The organism is Paenibacillus sp. 37, from assembly GCF_008386395.1.
GTDB lineage: Bacteria > Bacillota > Bacilli > Paenibacillales > Paenibacillaceae > Paenibacillus > Paenibacillus amylolyticus_B.
The window spans coordinates 2,322,770-2,344,280 of record NZ_CP043761.1; the positions used below are offsets into that span (position 1 = coordinate 2,322,770).

Consider the following 21,511-nt stretch of genomic DNA (forward strand, 5'->3'; position numbering starts at 1 on the left):
TTTATAATGGATATTGGCTGCTGAGCAAGTCGGCAGCCTTTTGTTATGGATTCAATTGTTTCAATCGATGTGTGCGTGGGTATGCTGGTTTGCGCAAGCGGGACAGGTAATTTTAGCCACTCGATGAAAAGTACTATATTTAACGACAAAATTAGAGTATGATTTTACAGCTATATGAGCTGGCAGGAAAGGTTACATCGGTTTAAACGTTTGTAACTATTCCTGTAAAGTATGAGGCTTATTTCGGGCGTATAATGCTAAACGTGAACTCACGAATGAATATAAAGAATACTTTAATAATTAAACTTAATGGACAGGCAACTCGTCTTCTTTAAGATTATAGAATTCACACAGAATGTCGCATCATCGGATCGTGCTTCAAACAGAAGCTTTTCTTATGTTGTAAATGAAAGATGGAAGGTGCAATACGTATGTTAATGACAACCAGAACGATCAGGAGTTCCTTTATGCCCCCAACACCGATGTTGTTGACTCACAGTAACAAGGAGGGGCATGCATGTCACAATCGTTAAATCGTAAGAGACATATGAACGGACTTGACGGCTTGCGAGCCATCGCTGTACTTGCGGTAATCGCGTATCATCTGAATTTGGACTTTATTCCGGGCGGACTGCTCGGTGTAGGTATATTCTTTGTTCTCTCGGGATATTTGATTACAGATATTCTCGTGTCACAGTGGCAGGAACATGGACGCATTTCACTCGGTGATTTCTGGGTAAGACGGGTAAGGCGTTTGCTTCCAGGCATGCTGACCATGACAGCTGTGGTGATGATCTGGTTGGCTTGTACAGACCCGTCCCGGCTTGCTGCGCTTCGTGGTGATATCGTTTCGGGTGTATTATACATAAGCAATTGGTGGTATATCTTTCACAACGTTTCCTATTTCGAAAGTTTTGGCCCTCCATCACCGTTTGGACATTTCTGGTCACTGGCTGTGGAAGAGCAATTTTATCTTATATGGCCTCTTCTACTGATCGCAGCAATCGTAGTGTTCAAAAGAAAGGGATGGCTGGTCGTCTTCATTGTCGTCGCAGCTGAATTGTCTGCTGGCGCAATGGCCATCATGTATAATCCGGATCTGGACCCGAGCCGTGTATATTATGGAACAGACACGCGGGCATTCGCACTACTTGCCGGTGCTGCTCTTGCCGTGGTGTGGCCTAGTCGCAAGCTGTCGAACTCTCTGTCTGGCATGAACCGGCTTGTGCTCGATGTGTCGGGACTTGCTGCGCTTGCTTTGTTAATCTACATGATGCTGAACAGCAGTGAATATGATGCGTTTCTGTATCAAGGGGGCATGGTGCTTCAGGCTATCGCAACAACGTTGCTGGTAGCGGTGTTGGCTCACCCATCGTCTTTCCTGGCACGTATCATTGGCGCGAAGCCATTACGCTGGATCGGAGAGCGATCCTACGGATTATATCTGTGGCATTATCCTGTCATTCTGTTAACCAATCCCGCGGTGGATACGGGAGGAGCACATCCTGTACGAATCATTTTACAGGTTGCTGCAACCGTTGTACTGGCCTCATTGTCCCTTAAATATATTGAAAATCCGATTCGGTACAACGGATTCCGTGATTCTTGGTCCCGATTATGGGGAAGAGGGCGGTCAACGATCGGTATACGTAACGTATGGTGGAAGCGGGCAGGCCTGTTGATGACGATTCTGTTATTGTCCTATACGGTATCTCAGATGATGGTCTCACATGCAGCGAACTCTGACTCCCATTCGGTATCGATGTCCAACACATTGAATGGAGAGAATTCCGTGGTGGAGGAACAGGGACAGGATGTGTTGCCAGCTATTACAGCGACGTCAGGCTCTGGTCAAAAGAACGATGCTCATACCCATAAACCGGAAGCAGGGACGAAAGATGATCCGGGGAAAAACGAGAAGCCAACAGGAGAGTCTGCTCCAGACTCAAAACCTGACGACCAAGACAATGCAGTGAATGCTGGCAAGGACGGTCAGTCTGAAGATAAGCCGGCTGATGACTCCGTGACTAACGAGAATGATACACCAGATGACGCTGGAGCGAATCAATCCGATAATACGGATCATACAGATGATGCACCTGATACATCTCAGGACAATGAAGAAACGGCTCCTCCTGCCCAGGATGGCAAGGTTCATTATACCGTCATTGGAGATTCGGTGATTTTGGATGCAAAACCGTTTCTGGAGCAAAGTATATCGGGAGTGTATGTGGACGGACATGTCGGTCGTCAGATGTGGCAGGCAGGTGATGTATTGGAAGGTCTGAAGCAAAACAACCAAATGGGCAGCAAAGTGGTGCTGGAGCTCGGGACGAATGGTTCCTTTAACTCCAAAAACTTGAATGCTGTGCTTGATTATCTGAAGGATGAGGATCACGTATATCTGGTTACTGTGCGTGTACCTCGTCCGTGGGAACGAACGGTGAACAGGGCTTTGAATGAGGCAGCATCCAAATACAGCAATGTCTCGTTGATTGACTGGAACAGTGCAAGTGAGGGACATGACGAATATTTTGAAAAAGACGGCGTACATCTCACTACGCAAGGGTCCGAAGCTTTTGCAGATCTGGTGAAAAACAGTATCCAATAATACGCAATCCATATTTAATACGATTTAGCACTTATTCATTATATATAGCCTGGGTTGAAGCTACCGACGGCTGCAACAAGAAAGAGCTCTCATTGTGAGGGCTCTTTTTAGTTGTTATGAACAATAAGTCAGCAAAGTAAGTTCCAAACAGGGGAACCGATATTTTTCACCCCTGCATCCGTGGATCGTCACCTTACGGTATGATAGCGTTAACATTTACAATAAGTGTATTCAAATCGCCGAGGGGGATTATAGAGATGTTGAAAAAATGGCTTTCGGGTTTCCTGGCAATAACGTTGTTCTCCATTATTCTGGCTGGCTGTGCGGGCGGGGACACTTCAGAAGGAGGCAGTGGCAATGACAAAGTAACCGTCACTCTCTGGCACAACTGGACCGGACAGGATGCAAAGGCGGTTGCGATGCGCAAAATAATTGAAGATTTTCGTGCGGCGCATCCAGATATTGAAGTTGTGGATGAAGGCCTGCCAACAGATGGTCTCAAAACCCGGCTTCGTACGGTGGCAGCTGCCAACGAGATGCCAGACCTGTTCGTGATGTGGCCGGATGCCATGACAAAGGAATTTGTGAAAGGGGATCTGTTACAGCCCATTAATGCAGAGCTGGACGCAAAGCCGGAGTGGAAAGACAACTTCATCCCGAATGCATTGGACGGATACACCGTAGACGGGAATATCTACTCCGTGCCGATGAATCTGGCGCCAAGTTCCTTCATTTATTACAATGAAGCTTTGTTCAAACAGTACAACGTAAAAGTGCCTGAGACATGGGCGGAACTGGAACAAGCGATTGCTACTTTTAATCAAAATAAAGTCATTCCCATGGCACTTGGCAACAAGGCCAACTGGGTAGCTCAATCAACGATATTCAGTACACTGGCTGATCGGATTACCGGCACAGACTGGTTCCTGAAAGCGACAGCACAAGAGGGTGCAAGCTTTACCGATCCGCAATTTATTGAAGCCTTGAACAAGATGCAGGAGCTTGGCAACACCAAGGCATTCCAGGATGGATTCAACAGTATCGATGAGACACAGATGATGCAGCTTTATTTCCAAGGTAAGGCAGCGATGGTCATGAACGGCGGATGGGCCTTGGCAAATCTGGTGAACAATGCACCTGAAGAGGTGTTGAACAACACACATATTACGATTCTTCCTCCAGTGGACGGAGGTCAGGGTGAACCAAGAACAACATCCGGTGTAGTAGGAACCGGGTTGGGTGTAAGTAAAAAGCTGAGCGGTGCACAAAAAGAGGCAGCGATGGAGCTGTTCTACGCGCTGGCAGGACCAGATGGTCAGAAGGCCACATTGGATAGCAGCACATTGGTGAGTTACAAGATTGATCTGGACAAAACCAAAGCACATCCATTGTTCGTAGAATTATATGATTTGATGCAGGAAGTGAAGATCACGCCAGTATACGATTCCAAGCTGGGATCAGCAACGGTTGAGGTTATTAATAATGCATTGCAAGAGTTGCTTATGGGTGGCAAGGCTGAAGACATTGCGGCCAAAATTCAGGCGGCTCAAGCCAATGCAGTTAGTCAGTAACCATTCGTTAAAACCCCTTCCCGGCAGGGGAGGGGTTTTAAGTATGAATGGGATAGTCAGTTGCAAGTCGGTAAAGGCATTTATGGAAGGGAAGTGAACAGATGAACGCACTGCGCAGTCGGCGTTTTATTATGCTGGGGCTGGCCCCGGCAGTCATCATTTATGCATTGTTTGTATTTGTACCGGTCGTGTGGTCGGCATACTACGGTTTCTTCAACTGGTCCGGCATTGGCGCATCCAAATATATTGGTGTGGATAATTACATTGAGATCTGGCATGATCCTGTGTTCTGGCGGGCACTGAAAAATAACGTTATTTTTGTGTTGGCATCGGTATTTGGACAAATTCCGTTAGCGCTGATGCTGGCGGTCATATTACACAAAAGCAATCCGTTACAGCGGTTCCTGCGTTCAGCCGTATTTCTACCGATGGTGTTATCCACTGTCGTTATCGGTATGATCTGGCAGTATATCTATCATCCGCAGATCGGGATATTGAACTTTCTGCTGGACGCACTGGGGCTTGAAAGTTGGAAGCTGCAATGGCTGTCCGATGACAAGATTGCAATTTTCTCATTGGTACCGCCGCTGCTCTGGAGCTTTGTCGGGTTGTATCTAATTATCTTCATCTCGGCGCTACAGAATATTCCCGGCGAGATTCATGATGCTGCCAAAATAGACGGGGCTTCAGGAATCCGGAAGCTGGTATCCGTCTCTTTGCCCATGATCTGGGGTACGGTTCAGGTAGCGATCATTCTATGTATTTCGGGTAGTCTGAAATCCTTCGATCTGGTCTACATCATGACCAAGGGTGGTCCGGCACATGCGACAGAACTGCTTGCAACGTATATGTACAATTCAACCTTTACAACATACCGATATGGTTTTGGTAGTGCAATCTCAACAACCATCGTACTGATCTCCCTGCTGCTGATCGGAACAAGCCAGTGGCTAACCAGTCGCAAACGAAAAGAGAATCAATAGAGAGGAGGAGTTATCATGCAAGTGACACCTGTATCCATGCCATCACCACGAAGCAGCTCGGGCCATCCGATTCGCCGCCTACGTAGCGGAATTGTTTGGACGCTGCTAACGGTCTATGGTATTTTAACATTGTATCCGTTCTACTGGCTCGTGATTAGTGCATTCAAAACAAATGAAGATTTCTATAGCAGGCCCTTTGGACTGCCGGAAAACTGGAATGTTGCCAATTTCAGCAATGCATGGGAAAGCTCCAGGCTGGGGACCGCTTTTGGCAATTCACTAATTGTATCGGTTGGATCACTTATTCTGACGCTGTTTATTGCAGCGCTGGCTTCATTCATCCTGGCCCGTTTCCAGTTTCGCTGGAAAGGGTTAATCATGACCTTCTTTGTTGTTGGCATGCTCATTCCGATCCATAGTACACTTGTCCCCTTATTTATTTTAATGAAACAGATGTCCCTGCTAAATACGTACTGGGCCTTAATATTACCTTATACGGCTTTTGCATTGCCTACGGCAATTTTTGTGCTTACTGCTTATCTGACAAGTGTTCCACGTGATATTGAAGAAGCAGCTTTTATTGATGGAACAGGACTTTGGGGGCTGTTTACCCGGATCATGTTACCCATGTCCGTACCTGCGTTGTCAACGGTTACGATCCTGAGTTTCTTGCATGCGTGGAATGACTTTTCATTTGCGCTTGTATTCATCAACAAAACCGGATTGAAAACGTTACCGCTGGCCATTGCGAACTTTGCGGATGGGTATCAAACCGATTACGGATTAACGCTTGCTGCCATGACCCTGTCGGTCATTCCAACCATTATCTTGTATCTCGTATTCCAGGAACAGGTTATGAAAGGTATGACAGCCGGAGCTGTCAAGGGGTAAGCGAAAGCGCATCCAGAGGAGGAGAAACGTTTGGCACGCTGGCTCACATCTTCGTTACAAAGGAAGCTATCCGTCGTTGTGACGGCTTCAATGATTGTGCCTTTGCTGGCCTTGGGCCTGTTTGCCTTTCTAATCTCTTCCCGCATCACAGAGCAAAAAACAAAGCTGTCCGGCATGGATACGCTGAAACAGGTAGAGGCCAATCTTCGTTATATGTTGCAGGATGCCGAGAATCTCTCCATTTTCCTGATTGGAGAACGGGACATCCAGCAGTACCTTAGCCATAATGAAGATCATGAGCTGGACCGGGTGGATATTTTGGGCAGGATGACCAATCTGGCAGCTTCCAAGAAATATATTGCGAACATCGCCATATATCCAAGCCGATTCAATGCCACATTGTCTACGGCTACCTGGTATGAATCCAATAATTCAAGCTTATCTTATCCACCAGTGCCGAGCGGAGAAGCAGTGAAAAAATGGACGGGGGTATATCCGGTCCAGAATTATGCGGGTATACAAAATGTGATCACATTGGTTCGGCCGATTCGCAGTATCCATGATTATCGACCCATTGGCTGGTTAGCCATTAGTCTGGATGAGAAGGCCATATCCAAGGGATGGGCCGCTCTGGGATTAGGCAGAGGGCAAGGCAGACTGGAGCTCATCGGCAGTTCTGGAGAAATTCTGTCTTCGATGGACAAATCCCGGCTTGGACTTAAGCTGGAAGGTGTCGAACCAGGGATTTCGACGTTAATTCAGGATGGCGGTAGCGGAACCACCACGTATGGAAGTGGTGACGATAAACGGACGTTGCTCTATTATCCGGAAGAATTGACGGGGTGGACGTTGGTTGGAACGGTTCCTTATGACCAGTACAAGTCGGAGAATCGGTACATTCTTATTCTAACCGGCTGCGCCGTTGCGATGTCTGCTGCGATCAGTGCTGCCTTGGTCTGGTTTACGGTGCGGCGTGTGACGAGGCCGCTTCGTGTGCTTACCCGGCATCTGTCCCGAATTGATCCGGAACGTCCGCTTCCTTTGTTTCGATCTGAAAGTGATGACGAGATTGGCAGGCTTGGGGAGAGTTACAATCTGCTCGGTGCACATATTCAGTTATTGAAGGAAGAGATTATTCGAGGTGAAGCTCGCAAAAAAGAAGCGGATCTTCGTGTGCTTCAGGCGCAGATTAACCCGCACTTTCTGTATAACACGCTCTCTTCAATTCATTGGATTGCCTTGATGTCTGAAGAGAAGCGGATTGCAGATATGGTTGAGGGCCTGAGTGATTTTCTGCGTATCAGCTTGAACAATGGTCAGGATTACTGCCCTGTGGAACAGGAGATCGCTCATATTCGCCATTATGTGCGTGTGCAGTCGATTCGTTTCCCTGATCAATTTGTGTTGCATTATATCGTAGATCCAGCGCTTGAGAAACGAATGATGCTGAAGCTATTGCTGCAACCGCTTGTTGAGAACGCCATGATTCATGGCATTCAGCCCAAAGCAGGCGTGGGCACCATCACCATAATGATTCGCAAGGACCCGGATAATGAACAGATGAATGTGCTGGTGCTGGATAATGGTGTTGGCATGGAGCCGGACAGACTGGAGCAATTAAGAATAAGCATTAGGGAATGGAAGGGAAAACAGCCGGGAAAACAGCTAAACCAAGGCGGTTATGGGCTCTGCAATGTAAATGAGAGGCTGCTGCTCCATTATGGAGTGAATGCACAGCTTGAAGTAGACAGCAGGGTTGGGGGAGGTACCCGGATTTCGTTTTCCATTCCAATCTTGGAGGGTTCGCCATGAGACTATTAATTGTTGATGATGAAGTGATTATCCGTACAGGGCTTGCCAGCGTTATCGCTTGGCATGAACTCGGAATTGAACTTCTTCAACCTGCTGCCTCGGCAGAGGAGGCGTTAACACGCATGGCAGAGGAACGTCCGCATATCCTGATGACGGATATTCGGATGACAGGCAGATCGGGGCTGGAACTGGCAGAAGAGGGACTGCGATTGTTACCTGAGCTGGAGGTCATTATTCTGTCCGGATACGATGACTTTTCTTATGCGCAGCAGGCGATACGCCAAGGGGTTACAGATTATCTGCTCAAAACAAGCAAGCCGGAAGAGATCATCAAGACCGTATTACAGGCCAAACAACGGATCACGGAACGTTGGGCAGAGAAGTCCAGAGAGGGACAGCTTATGCGGGAGAATCGGGAGCGGTTATTTGCTGGTTGGATCATTGACGGTGACACCGCTTGGGGCCAATTTCCTTCGTTTTTGCGTTCTGATGCTGGAATAGAGGCAGCGAATGATGGTCTTGATGATGAACAGATTCGCAGACAAGTCATTGTACTTCGAGCAGAGGGTTGGGATCGATCCTCGGATGCACTATTACGATTTGCGGTGCAGAATACCCTGGAGGATATGCTACCGGGTGCCATTGCGCATATAGAGAAACAGCAAATTATATGTGTAGTTTCATGGCCGCCTGTGGAACAGGAATATCCGTTCAAGCTGGAGAGTGCATTACGTCGGGTGGAGCAATTACTGAAGTGTACTCTGCGTGCAGCAGTAGGTCTGCCTGTGCGTGGATATGCAGATCTGCACGAAAGCTACCGAACGGCTTCAACTGCTTTCCGATATCGAGGTTTGATGGATGATAAAGTATGGCATTATGAGCACGTTCAGGAGCGCAAAGGTGGTAAAACTGTACTTACGCATGAAGAAGAGACCACACTTGGTTCAATATTGCTGGATAATGATTCAGTGAGGTTAACGACATGGACGCGAGAACTGGTGGCTAATTTGATTACAGAACCGGAGGTCACGCCAGAATCGTTCAGTGCTTGTCTGCACTCTGCGGTCATTGCAGGTCATCGCTGGCTTACCCGCACAATGCGAGCGACAGGGCGTGAAGAAACCGCAAGGCTCGAACCCTGGTTGCCGGAACCGGATGCCGAAGCTGTAGATCTTGGGGATATGTTGTTCCACCATCTGTATGGTCTGATGCATGTCTATCATAGCCGAATGGGTCAGGGACAGGCTGCCCATGTGCAAAAGGCTATTGGTTATATTGAATCTTCATTGGCGCAGGATATTAATCTACAGCAGGTAGCTGGACATGTTCATTTGCATCCGGGTCATCTCAGTGAACTGTTTAAAAAAGAAATGGGTGTGACCTTTGGAGATTTTGTCACCGATATGCGTATCCGAAGAGCGATGGATATGCTCGCGGTGTCTCCAGCGAAGATCAGTGAAGTCGCTGCTATCAGCGGCTACGAAGACGTGAAATATTTTAGCAGGCTGTTCAAAAAACATACCGGCAAGACCCCGAGTGAATATCGAGAAGAGGCGCTGTCGTTCAAACCTTCGGGAAGTTAGAAATGAGCAGACCAGGCAGCATGTCTTGCATTTCTGCCAAACGTTTTCGATAGGGTATTACTCAGGGTTATTGGAGAGTGAGGGTGTATTAATGAAGATCCATAGTTCAAGTCAGGATTTATCGGGACAATGGAAAATACAGCATTTTGAAGTTGGAGAGAAACGGGCAATGGATGTGGCAGCTGCTGCGCTGGATGACCGTTTTTGGATCGGGGCTGAAGTGCCTGGGGATGTACATGCTGCACTTATTGAGCGCAGTATCATTGATCCGCCCTATTACGGACATAATGATGCCAAAAGTCGCTGGATTGAACAAAAGGAATGGTGGTACCGCACAACCTTCAATCTGATGAGAGATACAGAGAGCGAGGAGCACTTTGAATTGGTGTTCGAAGGATTGGATACGTTTGCAACGGTTTACGTGAACGGCCATGAGGTCGGGAAAACGGCCAATATGCTCATGTCACATACGTTTAATGTAACGTCACTGGTACGGAGCGGCTGGAATGCGATTGCGGTCAAGTTTGATCCGCTTCATCTGCATCACCGGGACAAAGAAACCTTCGACTGGTCCTCGTATACGAAGGAACGGCCATGGCTGCGCAAAGCAGCGATGAACTTTGGCTGGGACTGGGGTCCACGTATGGTTACAGTGGGGATCTGGGGAGCGGTAAGGCTGGATAAACGAACAATCGCCAAGCTGGAGAATGTTTATGCTCGTACGGAATCAGTCAGTACAGAGCTGGCTGTCTTACATGTCACGGCGGATGTGAAGTCGGTCTTGTCTTACCGTAGCAGACAGAAACGTGAGCAGGCTGTGGTTGCGACCTGTAATGTTCGTCTGTTGGATCGAAGCGGACACGAGGTGGCATGTGCCACTGAACTACCTCTAGAAGGTTATAAGGCAGATACCACATTAAACGTTACGTCACCTCAGTTATGGTGGACTCATGATCTGGGTGAGCCGTATCTGTATACACTGGAGGTTACATTATACGCAGATGGCGTTGAGGTGGATCGTTATAGCGAGCCCTATGGGTTACGAACGATTGAGCTGGCTCTTCACAATGAACGGGGTGAAGATACATTTACGTTTATTCTGAACGGAGTCAAAGTATATGCCAAGGGTGCCAACTGGATTCCGGCTGATCATCTGATTGGTGCCATCCCAAATTCCCGGTATCGTGAGCTTGTCGAGCTGTCGGTGGAAGGGCATATGAACATGTTGCGTGTCTGGGCTGGTGGTATATATGAGAAGGATGTCTTCTACGATGAGTGTGATCGGCAAGGAGTGTTGGTGTGGCAGGATTTTGCATTCGCGAACGCACTGTTCCCGGATTTCAATCGTGATTTCATGGACAATGTACGGCAAGAGGTAGAAAACAATGTCCTGCGCCTGCGTAACCGTGCCTCGCTTGCCCTCTGGTGTGGGAATAATGAAATAGATTGGCTCTATGATATGAAGTCTGCAAGTGGAGATATTACCAGTCCGTTCTACGGCGAACTTATCTATCATGAACTGATCCCTGAAGTGCTGGATCGCTTGGATCTGTCCCGTCCGTACTGGCCTTCTTCGCCGTTCGGGGATAGTAATGGTCAGGACGAGAATGATCCCGATGTCGGGGATCGTCACAACTGGCAGGTATGGCATGGCTCGGTCTATCCAAGGAAGCATGGAGAGCCGCCGTTGCTGGACTATAGTATTGAAGGTGTGACGTTCAAAAATTACAAAAAGGATCATGCGCTTTTCAGCAGTGAATTTGGTATGCATGCCTCGGCCAATCGTTACACGCTGGAGAAAAATATGCCCGCAGGGCAGTTTTACTGGGGCAGTCCGGAGATGGCCTACCGTAACAAGGATACCAATCACCAGAAAGGTATTCTGCTGATGGAGGGTTATACAGGCATTCCGCAAAATATAGAAGAGTACATGAACTATTCCATGCTGACACAGGCAGAAGGTTTGCGTTACGGGATCGAACATTTCCGGCGCATCAATCACCGTAACAGCGGTGCGCTCGTGTGGCAACTGAATGATAGCTGGCCGGGTACAAGCTGGTCCATGATCGACTATGAACTGCTGCCGAAGGCATCCTTTTATTACGGGAAAATATTCTTTCATCCTGTCCTGTTGTCACTGGAGCATGAGCCGGGTGAACCGCTTGCGTTGTGGGTTGTGAACGATACACGTGACGTCTTAAAAGGGGAGCTTCGACTTAATGTCTATGCATTGAGTGGAGGGAAGATCTACTCCAGCTCACATGCTGTTGAAGTAACATCCCAATCCTCACTGTGTATTGCCGAATTAACTGAAGTAGAGGTGTTACAGGGCAGACGTGCGGAGGAAGTAATGGTTGAGTTGGTATCCGAAGGATTTGCAGCGCCGAGCAATCGGTACTTCTTGCGTGATCCTAAGGATGTGACATTGCCAGAGTCACAATTGAGTGTACATGTGAATGAAGAGGAACAGTCTGTAACGGTTACGGCCAGTGGTGCGATTGCACGATTGGTGAAGCTGGAGCTTCCCCTTGGGCGTGTCCGATTCAGTGACAATTATTTTGATCTGCTCCCCGGTGAGAGCCGAACAGTAAGACTTCGTCATCCAGAGCAAACATCTCTGCCACTGACAGAACTTCGGGTCAGTGCCATGAACGGCAGAGAAGGATAAAATAAATATACTTCGAATTATTCGAGGTTCAAGGTGGTAATCCTGAGCAGGGATGCCACCTTTTTTACTTTTGCAGCAGGGTGAGTTCCTGTCGTTGTGTCAGGTGACCTTGGCCTTATTCCACAAGCGAAACTTCCAATCGGGTTCACATCTTGAATCGTTAAGGTTAGAATGATATAGAGAAATCGTTTTCAAAGGAGGTGGATTCATGTCATTTGTCTTTTACCCGGAGATGGTTATATTCATTCTGATGTTGATCCTGCTGATTATTGGTATTGTATATATCCGAAGGACGTTGATACTGTACAAGAAGCACCCAGAGAAGACACGTTTGCTCCACGCAAACGAAAATGAAGAAGGACACGGAATTACATAAAAAAGATAAACCAACAAACCAAACAGCCGATTCTTCTCTAATGAGGAAGTGATCGGCTGTTTGGGCATATAGGCATTTTATCCGTATTAACTGGGTTTAGAGAAAGGATTCATAACGCTGTTGGAAAGAGGATTCCATCTCCACTTGTCGAGCAAGTTGCTGCTGTACCTTTGCACCGCGAATCGTCTGAAGTTCCTGAAGTTGTGTAGTGGAACTGAATTGATCTGCAGCCATTTGGACAAGTAATTCGGAGAGCACATCCGCATCTTCGAGCGCGGCATTAAGTCCAAACGCACCGGTTGGGGTCATGGTATGAGCGGCATCACCGATGAGTACAACATTGTCCTGTGCCCACGACTGGCAATAGCTGCTTTCGACAGATAACAGAACAAAATCACTCCAGCTCTGAATATTGGCAGCTACAGAATCAGACAGGCAAGGAAAAGCAGATACAAGTTTATCTACAAAAGGAGCAATCGGCTGCTCTCGCAGCTTGGAGTAAGCTCCCTCGGGAATGTTCCACCCAATCTGAACATAACCGCCGAACTGTGAGAACAGTGCGAGCTGTTGACCATCCATGCTGGCCATCCGAACAGCGGGTTCCCAACCTACGGGTGCCGGAATGCGTGCCCAGAGCAAATCATACCCGTGCTTGCGAATCTCCGGGGTCATACCGGAATGTTTGCGTACCGCAGAGTATCTGCCATCAGCGCCAACAATTACAGATGCTTCAATGGAGGCAGGAACGCCGTTCTGCCGAATGTTAATACCCACGACCTGGCCGTTCTTGTCTCGTAACAAACCGGTCATAATCGTATTGAATAGTACTTGTTTATATGAACTGTGCTGCTGAGCATGCGACACGATGGCTTCCAGGAGATGATCTTGGGGTACATGAATACCAACATGAGATTCTCCATTGCCCGGTGATACCGTATGAATAATCTGCCCATTTTCCCAATACTGAATCTGTTCCAAGAGCAGCGCTCCGCGTTCCTGAATGAGGGAATAGAGGCCGTGTTTATTCAAAATGGCTTCGCCATCCACATTGAGCAACTCCCCGCGAAAAGACTTGTGCAGGTGGGGCTGCCGCTCAATGAGCATCGTGGAGATTCCTTGTTGATTCAGTAAATAAGAAAGCAAAGCACCGCCAGGACCTGCGCCGACGATGCAAACATCTGTTTTGAGTTGAGATTGTATATTCTGATTCATGTGCATAAGTCCCTTGCATTATAATGGTGACGCTTTATTTACTTTATAACAACAGATTTATTAAAATCATTAAGTAACTAAAAGTAACTTTAAAGATATAGGTTATTATAAACAAACTCGTTGCCATAATGCAATAGGTGAAACCCGAAATAAAACAAGAGTGTGGCAGTCAACGATAGAGTGTCGGATACAAGCGCATTTTTCACAAACATCATAGTGTAAATATGTTACAATATAAGGTAGGTTATGATGAAAGGCAGGAGGAACGTTTATGAGCCCGGATACGGAGCGAAACTCTCAATTGGCAAATGTAGATCAATTGTTGGAGGCCTTCTTCAGATATAAAAACAAAGTATTGGATCAGCAGCAGAAGACCGAAACCAACTGTAAACTGAATCCGACAAAAAGTCATATATTGGGCATGATTTTACGTGAAAAACGCTGCATGGCGGTTGATGTGGCCAGACAACTCAGTTTGTCTTCCGGCGCAACCACCATTGTACTGAATCAACTGGAGACGGAAGGGTTGATCCAGCGGGTGCGCAGTGAAGAAGATCGGAGAATTGTGTGGCTGTCCTTAACGGATGAAGGCGCGCAGCTTGCCAAGACACTTAATGCGAATCGCGGCCGAATGACGTGGGAATTGTTGCAAGCACTTTCCGAAGAGGAGCAACAGCAGATGTTTGGCATGCTGAAGAAAATTGAGCTGAAACTGCTGGAGAACATGAAATCGTTTGAACAGATTCATCGGTAGTCCATATATGACTTGATCCTTGAAGACGTCAGTCCTCATGAGTTCGTCCCTAATTGCGGAGGGGTGAGCCTTGAAGACTGGCGTTTTTGAGTTTGTTCATAAATGAAAGCGAACCACATGATCCGTCATGCCTTCTTGGATCAAAATTTCTTTTTGCTTGCTGCCCATCAGGTCAAAGTGGGGAAAGGGCTGCCGCCGATGAATGTATCGCGGGTCCAGCCCATGATCGTTGCACCAACGCTCGAGACGTTCCAGATCTGCACAGCCAACTTTGGTGACACTGGTGATGTCGGGGAATCGGTTGTCAATCCAGAAATGAGTGAGGTACGCAATCTCACCACGAGCCACTTGTTCCTTCCACGCAGCAAGCTCTTGTCGTTTAATTCCAAATGCCATAGATGTAAGTTCCTTTCCGAAGGGTATTGTCCTGAGCATATTGTAACATCTTATATACAGAATCCATCAGAATTCTTTCATTCAGACTGGTCTGAGACGAGTTGAATGGGTATATGAATATGACAACATTTTTATAATAAAGGTTGGATTATGTTAAAATAAACCTATACAACAAAGGTTTCACCACTTCTATAGCGGAAAGGGATTGTCATCATGGAAATATTTATTGCCGTACTTGTGTTACTGGTCCTGATCGGTTTATCCAATATTTTAAACCGGTTTGTACCCTTTATTCCCATTCCGCTCATTCAAATCGTGCTTGGTGTAGCTATAGCTTTGCTTCCTGCAGGTGTTCACCTGCCGTTGAATCCGGAATTATTCTTTGTACTGTTCATCGCACCTTTGTTATACAACGATGGTAAGCGAACTCCAAGGAATGAATTATGGAATCTGCGTGCACCGATACTTCTGCTTGCACTAGGGCTTGTATTCGTGACAGTAGTCGTGGCGGGATATGCCATTCACTGGCTGATTCCTTCGATTCCGTTACCTGCTGCTTTTGCTCTTGCAGCCATATTGTCCCCGACAGATGCAGTGGCCGTTGGCGCCATGGCAGGGCGAGTACATTTGCCCAAAGGCATACATAGACTTCTTGAAGGTGAAGCATTAATGAATGATGCATCCGGCCTGGTCGCCTTCAAATTCGCAATTGCAGCCACAGTTACAGGTGTATTTTCCCTGGCGAATGCAACTTTTAGTTTTATTCTGATTGCGATTGGCGGGCTTCTTGTCGGGGCCTTGTTATCTTTTCTGTTAATCAGGCTAGGGGTATGGATCCGTAGACTGGGCATGGAAGATGTGACAATTCACATGCTGCTGCAAATCCTGACGCCATTTATCATCTATCTGGTGAGTGAAGAAATTGGGGTATCAGGTATTCTTGCGGTAGTGGCAGGCGGTATTATCCACGCCATTGAGCGTGACCGTGCTGAATCGGTTCAGTTGAAAATGCAGGTGGTATCTGCGAGCACATGGTCAGTCATTTTATTTATACTAAATGGTCTGGTGTTTGTTATTCTGGGTGTACAGGTCCCGGATGTGTTGAGTACCATATTTGAAAATGTTTCGTTTAATAATCTGCAGGTGTTGGGATATGTAGGCTTGATCTCGGTGCTACTGCTGGTTCTGCGCTTTCTCTGGATCTATCTGTTCTGGCAAGGGAATGAATGGTTGCGTACCCAATCCTCTATAGGCAGTCCCAGATTCAAGGATATTACGATCATTTCCCTCTCTGGGGTGCGGGGGGCTGTAACATTGGCGGGTGCGTTCTCCATTCCTTATGTGCTTCAGGATGGATCACCTTTCCCTGAACGGGATCTGATTATTTTCCTCGCGGCAGGAGTTATCCTCTTCTCCCTGATTGCGGCAAGCGTGTTTCTTCCGGTTCTGGCCAAGGACGATGGGAAATCCACAGAAGAAACACCGCAGAAGTCAGAACGAAAGGCACATGACATTATGCTGAATGCGGCAATACGAGCTGTCAAATCCGAAATGAACGATGAGAACAAAGCTGCCGCTCTCGCGGTTGTCTCCGACTTGTCCAAGTACATCAGACAGGCCGCAGGTCAGCTTACCGCCGATAAACGCAAAGATATTCAGAAACAAGAAACGGCTATTAACCTGATTGCCACCCGTGCGGAACGTAAAGAAGTTGAAGTAATGTTGGACGAAAATGCAATTGCTTCTGATGCGGCCTTCAAATGTGACAGCTGGTTGGATCGCAAGGAAATGATGCTGGCGAATCGCGCAAACACTCAGTTCATGACTTCGATCAGCGAGATCGGGCGTGTGTTAGGACATCTGTTCACCAACCGGTCCCAGAAGCCGAATCAACCATTCATGCTAGAAAATGCAGAACTGTTCCGTCAGGTGAAGTTACGTACCTCTGAATCGGCAATTAAGGCCATTCGTGCCCATATGAATGATGGGAATCGAGTCGTCGCACTGTCGGTCATTGCCAAGTATGAGCGTGTAATTGCCAAATTGCGCACCTGGAACCAGGGTAAAACGGAAGATCCGTTTAATCAGGAGAAATTGGAGTTGCAGATGGTGGCCATTCAGGAACAGCGTAATACGGTTCAACAGCTGTATGAAAACGGCGAAATCACCCGTGATGTGGCTGCGAAACTTCGTCGGTTTATTAACGACGTTGAAGCGACTGCGCTGAAAAACACCTAATCCGATAAATCCGATATTTTAAATATGCTAAACGGTTTGATATAATATGGACAAGAAAGACATCACAACTAAATTGTACTTATTCGATCAGTGAAGGAGAGATGAGACATGGCAGAACAACAAATTCGGTTGGGTAAAACGGATCTGGTCGTGAATCCCATTGGACTGGGTGCGAATGCAGTAGGCGGACATAATATCTATCCGGACATGCTGAATGATGAGACGGGTAAGGAAGTGGTTCGTACAGCTTTGAAACAAGGTATTAACTTTGTGGATACGGCATACATCTATGGACCTGAGCATTCCGAACGACTGATCGGCGAAGTATTGAAGGAAACCGGTCAGCGGCAGAATATCATCATTGCGACCAAGGCAGCTCATAAATTGGTGGATGGCAAGATTGTCATGGATAACTCACCTGCTTTTCTGAAAACAGCCGTGGATGAGGCGTTGAAACGTCTGCAAACCGATTACATTGATCTGTTCTACATCCACTTTCCGGATGAACATACGCCTAAGGATGAAGCGGTAGATGCGTTAAAACAATTAAAAGACGCTGGTAAAATCCGCGCCATTGGCGTATCTAATTTCTCCATTGATCAGTTGCGTGAAGCCAACAAGGACGGGCATGTAGACGTACTGCAATCTGAATATAATCTGTTCAAAAGAGATGCGGAGAAAGAGCTGTTGCCGTATACGGCTGAGCATAACATTTCTTTTGTGCCCTATTTCCCACTGGCTGCGGGACTGCTGGGCGGTAAATATAATCGCAATACAACCTTTCAGGATGGACGGGCGAAGAACCCGCTGTTTACAGGTGAAGCTTTCATTGAAAATTTGGATAAAGTTGAGCAATTGCGCAGCATGGCACAATCCAAGGATGTTGAGGTCGCTCATCTGGTTCTGGCCTGGTACCTGACACAGCCTTCCATTGATGCATTGATTCCGGGTGCCAAGCGACCGGAACAGGTCATTAACAATATGCAAACATTAAATGTGGAATTAACTGCTGAGGAAATTGCAGTCGTGGATCAGATCTTTCGTTAATGAGTTCGGGTGAATCGGGAAATGCTAACAGGGAGTTTACGTATGAAGACAAAGTGAGGACACCACATGAACCTGAAGGCAGCCCGAGTCATCGGAATGTTCACGCTAATTATTTTGCTGGGTAGCAGTTCTGCCTATGCGAAGCCTGTACAGAAGAACCGTCAGTATTATGAGGAACGAGGAGAGATAGTGTGGGAAGTTCCCACACAGGATAAACTCATCGCCCTTACCTTTGATGATGGACCAGATCCGATTCAGACTCCGCAGATTCTGGCTTTGCTTCAGCAGTATCATGCCAAAGGAACTTTTTTTGTACTTGGCAAATGGGCAGATAAATTTCCTGAACTGATTAAGCAGGAACAGCTCGAAGGGCATGAAATCGCCAACCATACGTATGCGCATACGTATGCAGTTCGATCAACACGTGCGGACAAGTACATGAATGATATGAACGAAGCGGAAAGTTCCATTATTAAAGCTGGTGCGGAGCGTCCCCTGTTGTTCAGGCCACCGGGCGGCTATTACAATGACATGGTCATCCAGGCTGCCAAACAAAAAGGGTATACCATTGTACTCTGGTCTTGGCATCAGGATACACGGGACTGGGCTTCTCCAGGTGTATCGGCTATCGTTAACAAAGTGTTGAAGAATGCACGTAATGGGGATATTGTACTCTTCCATGATAAGGTGGAAGGCAAGTCCCATACGGTAGCTGCACTCAAAACAATCCTGCCGAAGTTACAGCAGCAGGGGTACCAATTCGTTACGGTGTCTGAGCTGCTTGCTGTGAAGGCACGCGAAGCCGCGAAGGATGGAACTTCGCCTTCGTCTATTTTAAAGCATGTGCAGCCCTGAACATGGTAATCCAATTAGAAACCGAAGGTCTCAGTTGAAGAGACCTTCGGTTTCTTTATCTTGGTCTTCATATCAAACATGGAATCAGGCGTAGGAGGTTATTGCCGTGTCCCTTTTGTTTTGAAACCAAAACGTCTACAATAGATGGAGCTTTGTGTTTAAGGGTTATATAGTATACAAGATATGAATTACGACATAGAGGAGAGTGAACGTATTGAATGGACAACAACGTGTAAATATTAAGCCAGGTCTGGAAGTGGACATTGTGCTGAAGCAGGATCAAGCTACAGGTAAGCTGACACGTGGCATTGTGAAGGATCTGTTAACCAAGTCACCTACGCATCCACACGGAATCAAAGTACGACTGACGAGTGGTCAAGTGGGACGTGTGAAACAGGTCATTACAGGAGGCTCGAACTAACTGTGGCCCAAAATGGGGAGATGAGTACTACCGCAGAAGTAATGGCACATCTGGCTTCGGGCAATACACGTCAGCAGGACGCCTATTATGTGTTACAGAGTAGTGGATTGCTCGAAATATTAGCTGACTATCATCCGTATCCAGCAGGAACGGTACCAATTGATATTGATATTCCGGGCAGTGATCTGGATCTGCTGTGTTATGCAGAGGATCTGGATGTGTTTGAAGCCGAGATGTACAATCGAATCGGAGCCGTTGCTGAATTTCAATGTGTACGTGGTGGGGATCTTCCAGACCAACGTCCTTATGTGACTTGTCATTTGCAAGTGGGACATTGGCCTGTGGAGATTTTTGCCCAATCCGTGCCGGTTAATAGGCAGAATGCATACCTACATATGATTGTGGAGTGGAGATTGTTACAACTTTGGGGAGACGCGGGGCACCGTGAGATCCGCAGACTGAAACAGGCAGGGTGGAAGACGGAGCCTGCATTTGCTTCTGTACTTGGATTACAGGGAGATCCATATTTGGACATGTTGCATCTGGCAGAGATGAAACGTGAAGATCTCTGGAACTGGGCGCGTTCACGCACGTTTTTTTGAACGGTTTAGTATAATCTTTGGTCAGATTAGAAAGATGGCTACAATTGTTGTTACCGTAAGTCCCAGCAGTACAGGCTTCAGGTTGCGTCTTGCAAGTTCAAAAGGATTGACTCCGCAGATTGCAGCAGCAGGAATCAATGCCCATGGAATCAAGGTTCCGCCACCTACCCATATGGCTGCAACCTGACCGAGTGCTGTCAGCACAGGTGCGGAATCTGCCGATCCTGCAAACATGGACGCAATCGAGCCAACCAGGGATATCCCCGAGAACCCCGAACCATCCATACCAGTAACTGCTCCGGTCACCGTCATTGTAATTGCGCCCACCGTATCATTCAATGGCACTAGTCCAGCAAGTGCGACCCCAAGATCATTCACAATCCCGTGTGAACCTTCAGGAAGAGGGTTGATGAACAACTCCGTAATCGCAGCATCTCCCAGATAAAAAAATGCAGCTATGGGAATAACCGGTCCAAACACCTTGAAACCAAACTGAAATCCTTCAATTAAATAGTTAGTCGTTTCCTCCGGTCCCGCATGTCGATGTGCGGCAAGGGTAACGGCGATCAGTATAACTACAGCAGTTCCGCCAATCAGAGCTGTTGCATCGCCGCCCTGCAACTTCAATACAAACATCAGAATCACATCAACTGCGAATAACAGAGGGATAAGCATAGCGAACGCCTTTTGCAAACGGGGCGACATGACTTGACGTTGAACAGGCTGATTAGTGGGTAGGGAGGTGGACACAGGTTCTGATGAAAAAGAAGGTTCCGTGCTCACGGTACCTGATATAACGTTTGGGGAATGAACAGGTGAGCCTGATTTCATCTCTTTGCGCAGCAACCAGAAGGCTGTAAGGGTAGATACGGTGCCCATGACAATGACCAGAGGTATGCTGGCCGTCATGACGGAAGTAACGGGCAGACCGGCTGCATCGGCTGTAAGTTTGGGAGCCCCCTGAATAATGTAATCTCCCGACAGTGCAATCCCATGTCCAAACAGGTTCATGGCAATAGCAGCTCCAATCGGAGGAAGGCCTACACGCACGGCTACAGGAAGCAGTACAGCACCGACCAAAGCTACTGCTGGGGATGGCCAGAAAAATAGCGATACGACCATCATGATCAATCCGATACCCCAATACGCGACCTGAGGAGAACGGATAAACCGGGTGACGGGTGTCACCATGACCTCATTGATGCCTGTTCTGATCAAAACACGGCTCATCGCCACAATAATCGAGATGATGAAGATCGTACTTAACAATTCTTTTGTTGCATAGATAAAACTGCTGAAGATCCCAGCAACTGACCCGCTTAAGGTTTCGGTTGCCAGAAGTCCAATGGTCATAATACCCGCAACACAGATGATCGTGGTGTCCCTGCGCCGGATCATTACCGCAATAATCAAGATGATATATGCCAGATAGACATAGTGTAATGCCGTGAGTTGAATATTCATCGAACAGGCCTCCCTACATCCTGGTGA

The 21,511-nt window shown here is 47.3% G+C and carries 17 protein-coding genes; 14 read left to right on the forward strand and 3 right to left on the reverse strand.

Translation table 11 applies throughout. From position 1 onward, the window contains the following. Positions 1–517 precede the first annotated feature (517 nt). The 8 genes from F0220_RS10550 to F0220_RS32465 all read left to right on the forward strand — a co-directional run bounded on the left by F0220_RS10550 (position 518) and on the right by F0220_RS32465 (position 12,495). Positions 518–2,611, forward strand: a complete 2,094-nt coding sequence (locus tag F0220_RS10550) for an acyltransferase family protein (RefSeq protein WP_149846500.1) — start codon at positions 518–520, stop codon at positions 2,609–2,611. A gap of 257 nt (positions 2,612–2,868) precedes the next feature. Beyond that, entirely contained in the window at positions 2,869–4,182 is a 1,314-nt protein-coding gene (locus F0220_RS10555) for an extracellular solute-binding protein (RefSeq protein ID WP_091017469.1), read from the forward strand. 101 nt (positions 4,183–4,283) lie between these two features. Continuing rightward, a complete protein-coding gene (locus F0220_RS10560) occupies positions 4,284–5,165 on the forward strand; it encodes a carbohydrate ABC transporter permease (protein ID WP_091017467.1) in 882 nt (293 codons plus the stop codon). A 36-nt stretch (positions 5,166–5,201) separates the two neighbouring features. After that, positions 5,202–6,056: a carbohydrate ABC transporter permease gene (locus F0220_RS10565; protein ID WP_165790059.1), complete on the forward strand. Its 855-nt coding sequence runs from the start codon at positions 5,202–5,204 to the stop codon at positions 6,054–6,056. A gap of 30 nt (positions 6,057–6,086) precedes the next feature. Continuing rightward, a complete protein-coding gene (locus tag F0220_RS10570; RefSeq protein WP_149846501.1) occupies positions 6,087–7,868 on the forward strand; it encodes a cache domain-containing sensor histidine kinase in 1,782 nt (593 codons plus the stop codon). Beyond that, on the forward strand, positions 7,865–9,451 hold the full coding sequence (locus tag F0220_RS10575) for a helix-turn-helix domain-containing protein (RefSeq protein WP_149846502.1): 1,587 nt from the start codon (positions 7,865–7,867) through the stop codon (positions 9,449–9,451). The genes F0220_RS10570 and F0220_RS10575 overlap by 4 nt, the downstream gene beginning before the upstream one ends. Before the next feature lie 91 nt (positions 9,452–9,542). Next, a complete protein-coding gene (locus tag F0220_RS10580) occupies positions 9,543–12,119 on the forward strand; it encodes a beta-mannosidase (RefSeq protein ID WP_149846503.1) in 2,577 nt (858 codons plus the stop codon). Between the two features lie 208 nt (positions 12,120–12,327). Then, a complete protein-coding gene (locus F0220_RS32465; RefSeq protein ID WP_181155339.1) occupies positions 12,328–12,495 on the forward strand; it encodes a hypothetical protein in 168 nt (55 codons plus the stop codon). 96 nt (positions 12,496–12,591) lie between these two features. Here F0220_RS32465 and F0220_RS10585 read toward each other — a convergent pair whose 3' ends face one another. After that, on the reverse strand, positions 12,592–13,707 hold the full coding sequence (locus F0220_RS10585) for an FAD-dependent monooxygenase (protein WP_149846504.1): 1,116 nt from the start codon (positions 13,705–13,707) through the stop codon (positions 12,592–12,594). Positions 13,708–13,978: 271 nt separating this feature from the next. Here F0220_RS10585 and F0220_RS10590 point away from each other — a divergent pair, with 271 nt between their 5' ends. Continuing rightward, complete coding sequence (locus tag F0220_RS10590) at positions 13,979–14,461, forward strand: MarR family winged helix-turn-helix transcriptional regulator (protein WP_036609579.1); 483 nt, start codon at positions 13,979–13,981, stop codon at positions 14,459–14,461. Between the two features lie 96 nt (positions 14,462–14,557). Here F0220_RS10590 and F0220_RS10595 read toward each other — a convergent pair whose 3' ends face one another. Next, a complete protein-coding gene (locus tag F0220_RS10595; protein ID WP_091017455.1) occupies positions 14,558–14,857 on the reverse strand; it encodes a hypothetical protein in 300 nt (99 codons plus the stop codon). Between the two features lie 213 nt (positions 14,858–15,070). Between F0220_RS10595 and F0220_RS10600 the strand changes: the two genes are divergently transcribed. From F0220_RS10600 to F0220_RS10620, 5 genes are all read left to right on the forward strand, one after another. Then, a complete protein-coding gene (locus F0220_RS10600) occupies positions 15,071–17,095 on the forward strand; it encodes a Na+/H+ antiporter (protein WP_149846505.1) in 2,025 nt (674 codons plus the stop codon). A 108-nt stretch (positions 17,096–17,203) separates the two neighbouring features. Further along, positions 17,204–18,142, forward strand: coding sequence for an aldo/keto reductase (locus F0220_RS10605; protein ID WP_149846506.1), 939 nt, complete (start codon positions 17,204–17,206; stop codon positions 18,140–18,142). A 66-nt stretch (positions 18,143–18,208) separates the two neighbouring features. After that, a complete protein-coding gene (locus F0220_RS10610; RefSeq protein WP_105598146.1) occupies positions 18,209–18,997 on the forward strand; it encodes a polysaccharide deacetylase family protein in 789 nt (262 codons plus the stop codon). 214 nt (positions 18,998–19,211) lie between these two features. Continuing rightward, positions 19,212–19,418 carry a YwbE family protein gene (locus F0220_RS10615; protein ID WP_026081155.1) on the forward strand — a complete coding sequence of 69 codons (207 nt, stop codon included), beginning with the start codon at positions 19,212–19,214 and terminating at the stop codon, positions 19,416–19,418. A gap of 20 nt (positions 19,419–19,438) precedes the next feature. Next, on the forward strand, positions 19,439–20,020 hold the full coding sequence (locus tag F0220_RS10620; protein ID WP_188310538.1) for a DUF4269 domain-containing protein: 582 nt from the start codon (positions 19,439–19,441) through the stop codon (positions 20,018–20,020). Between the two features lie 21 nt (positions 20,021–20,041). Here the strand turns inward: F0220_RS10620 and F0220_RS10625 are convergent, their stop codons facing one another. Then, on the reverse strand, positions 20,042–21,484 hold the full coding sequence (locus F0220_RS10625) for a hypothetical protein (protein WP_149846508.1): 1,443 nt from the start codon (positions 21,482–21,484) through the stop codon (positions 20,042–20,044). Positions 21,485–21,511 lie beyond the last annotated feature (27 nt).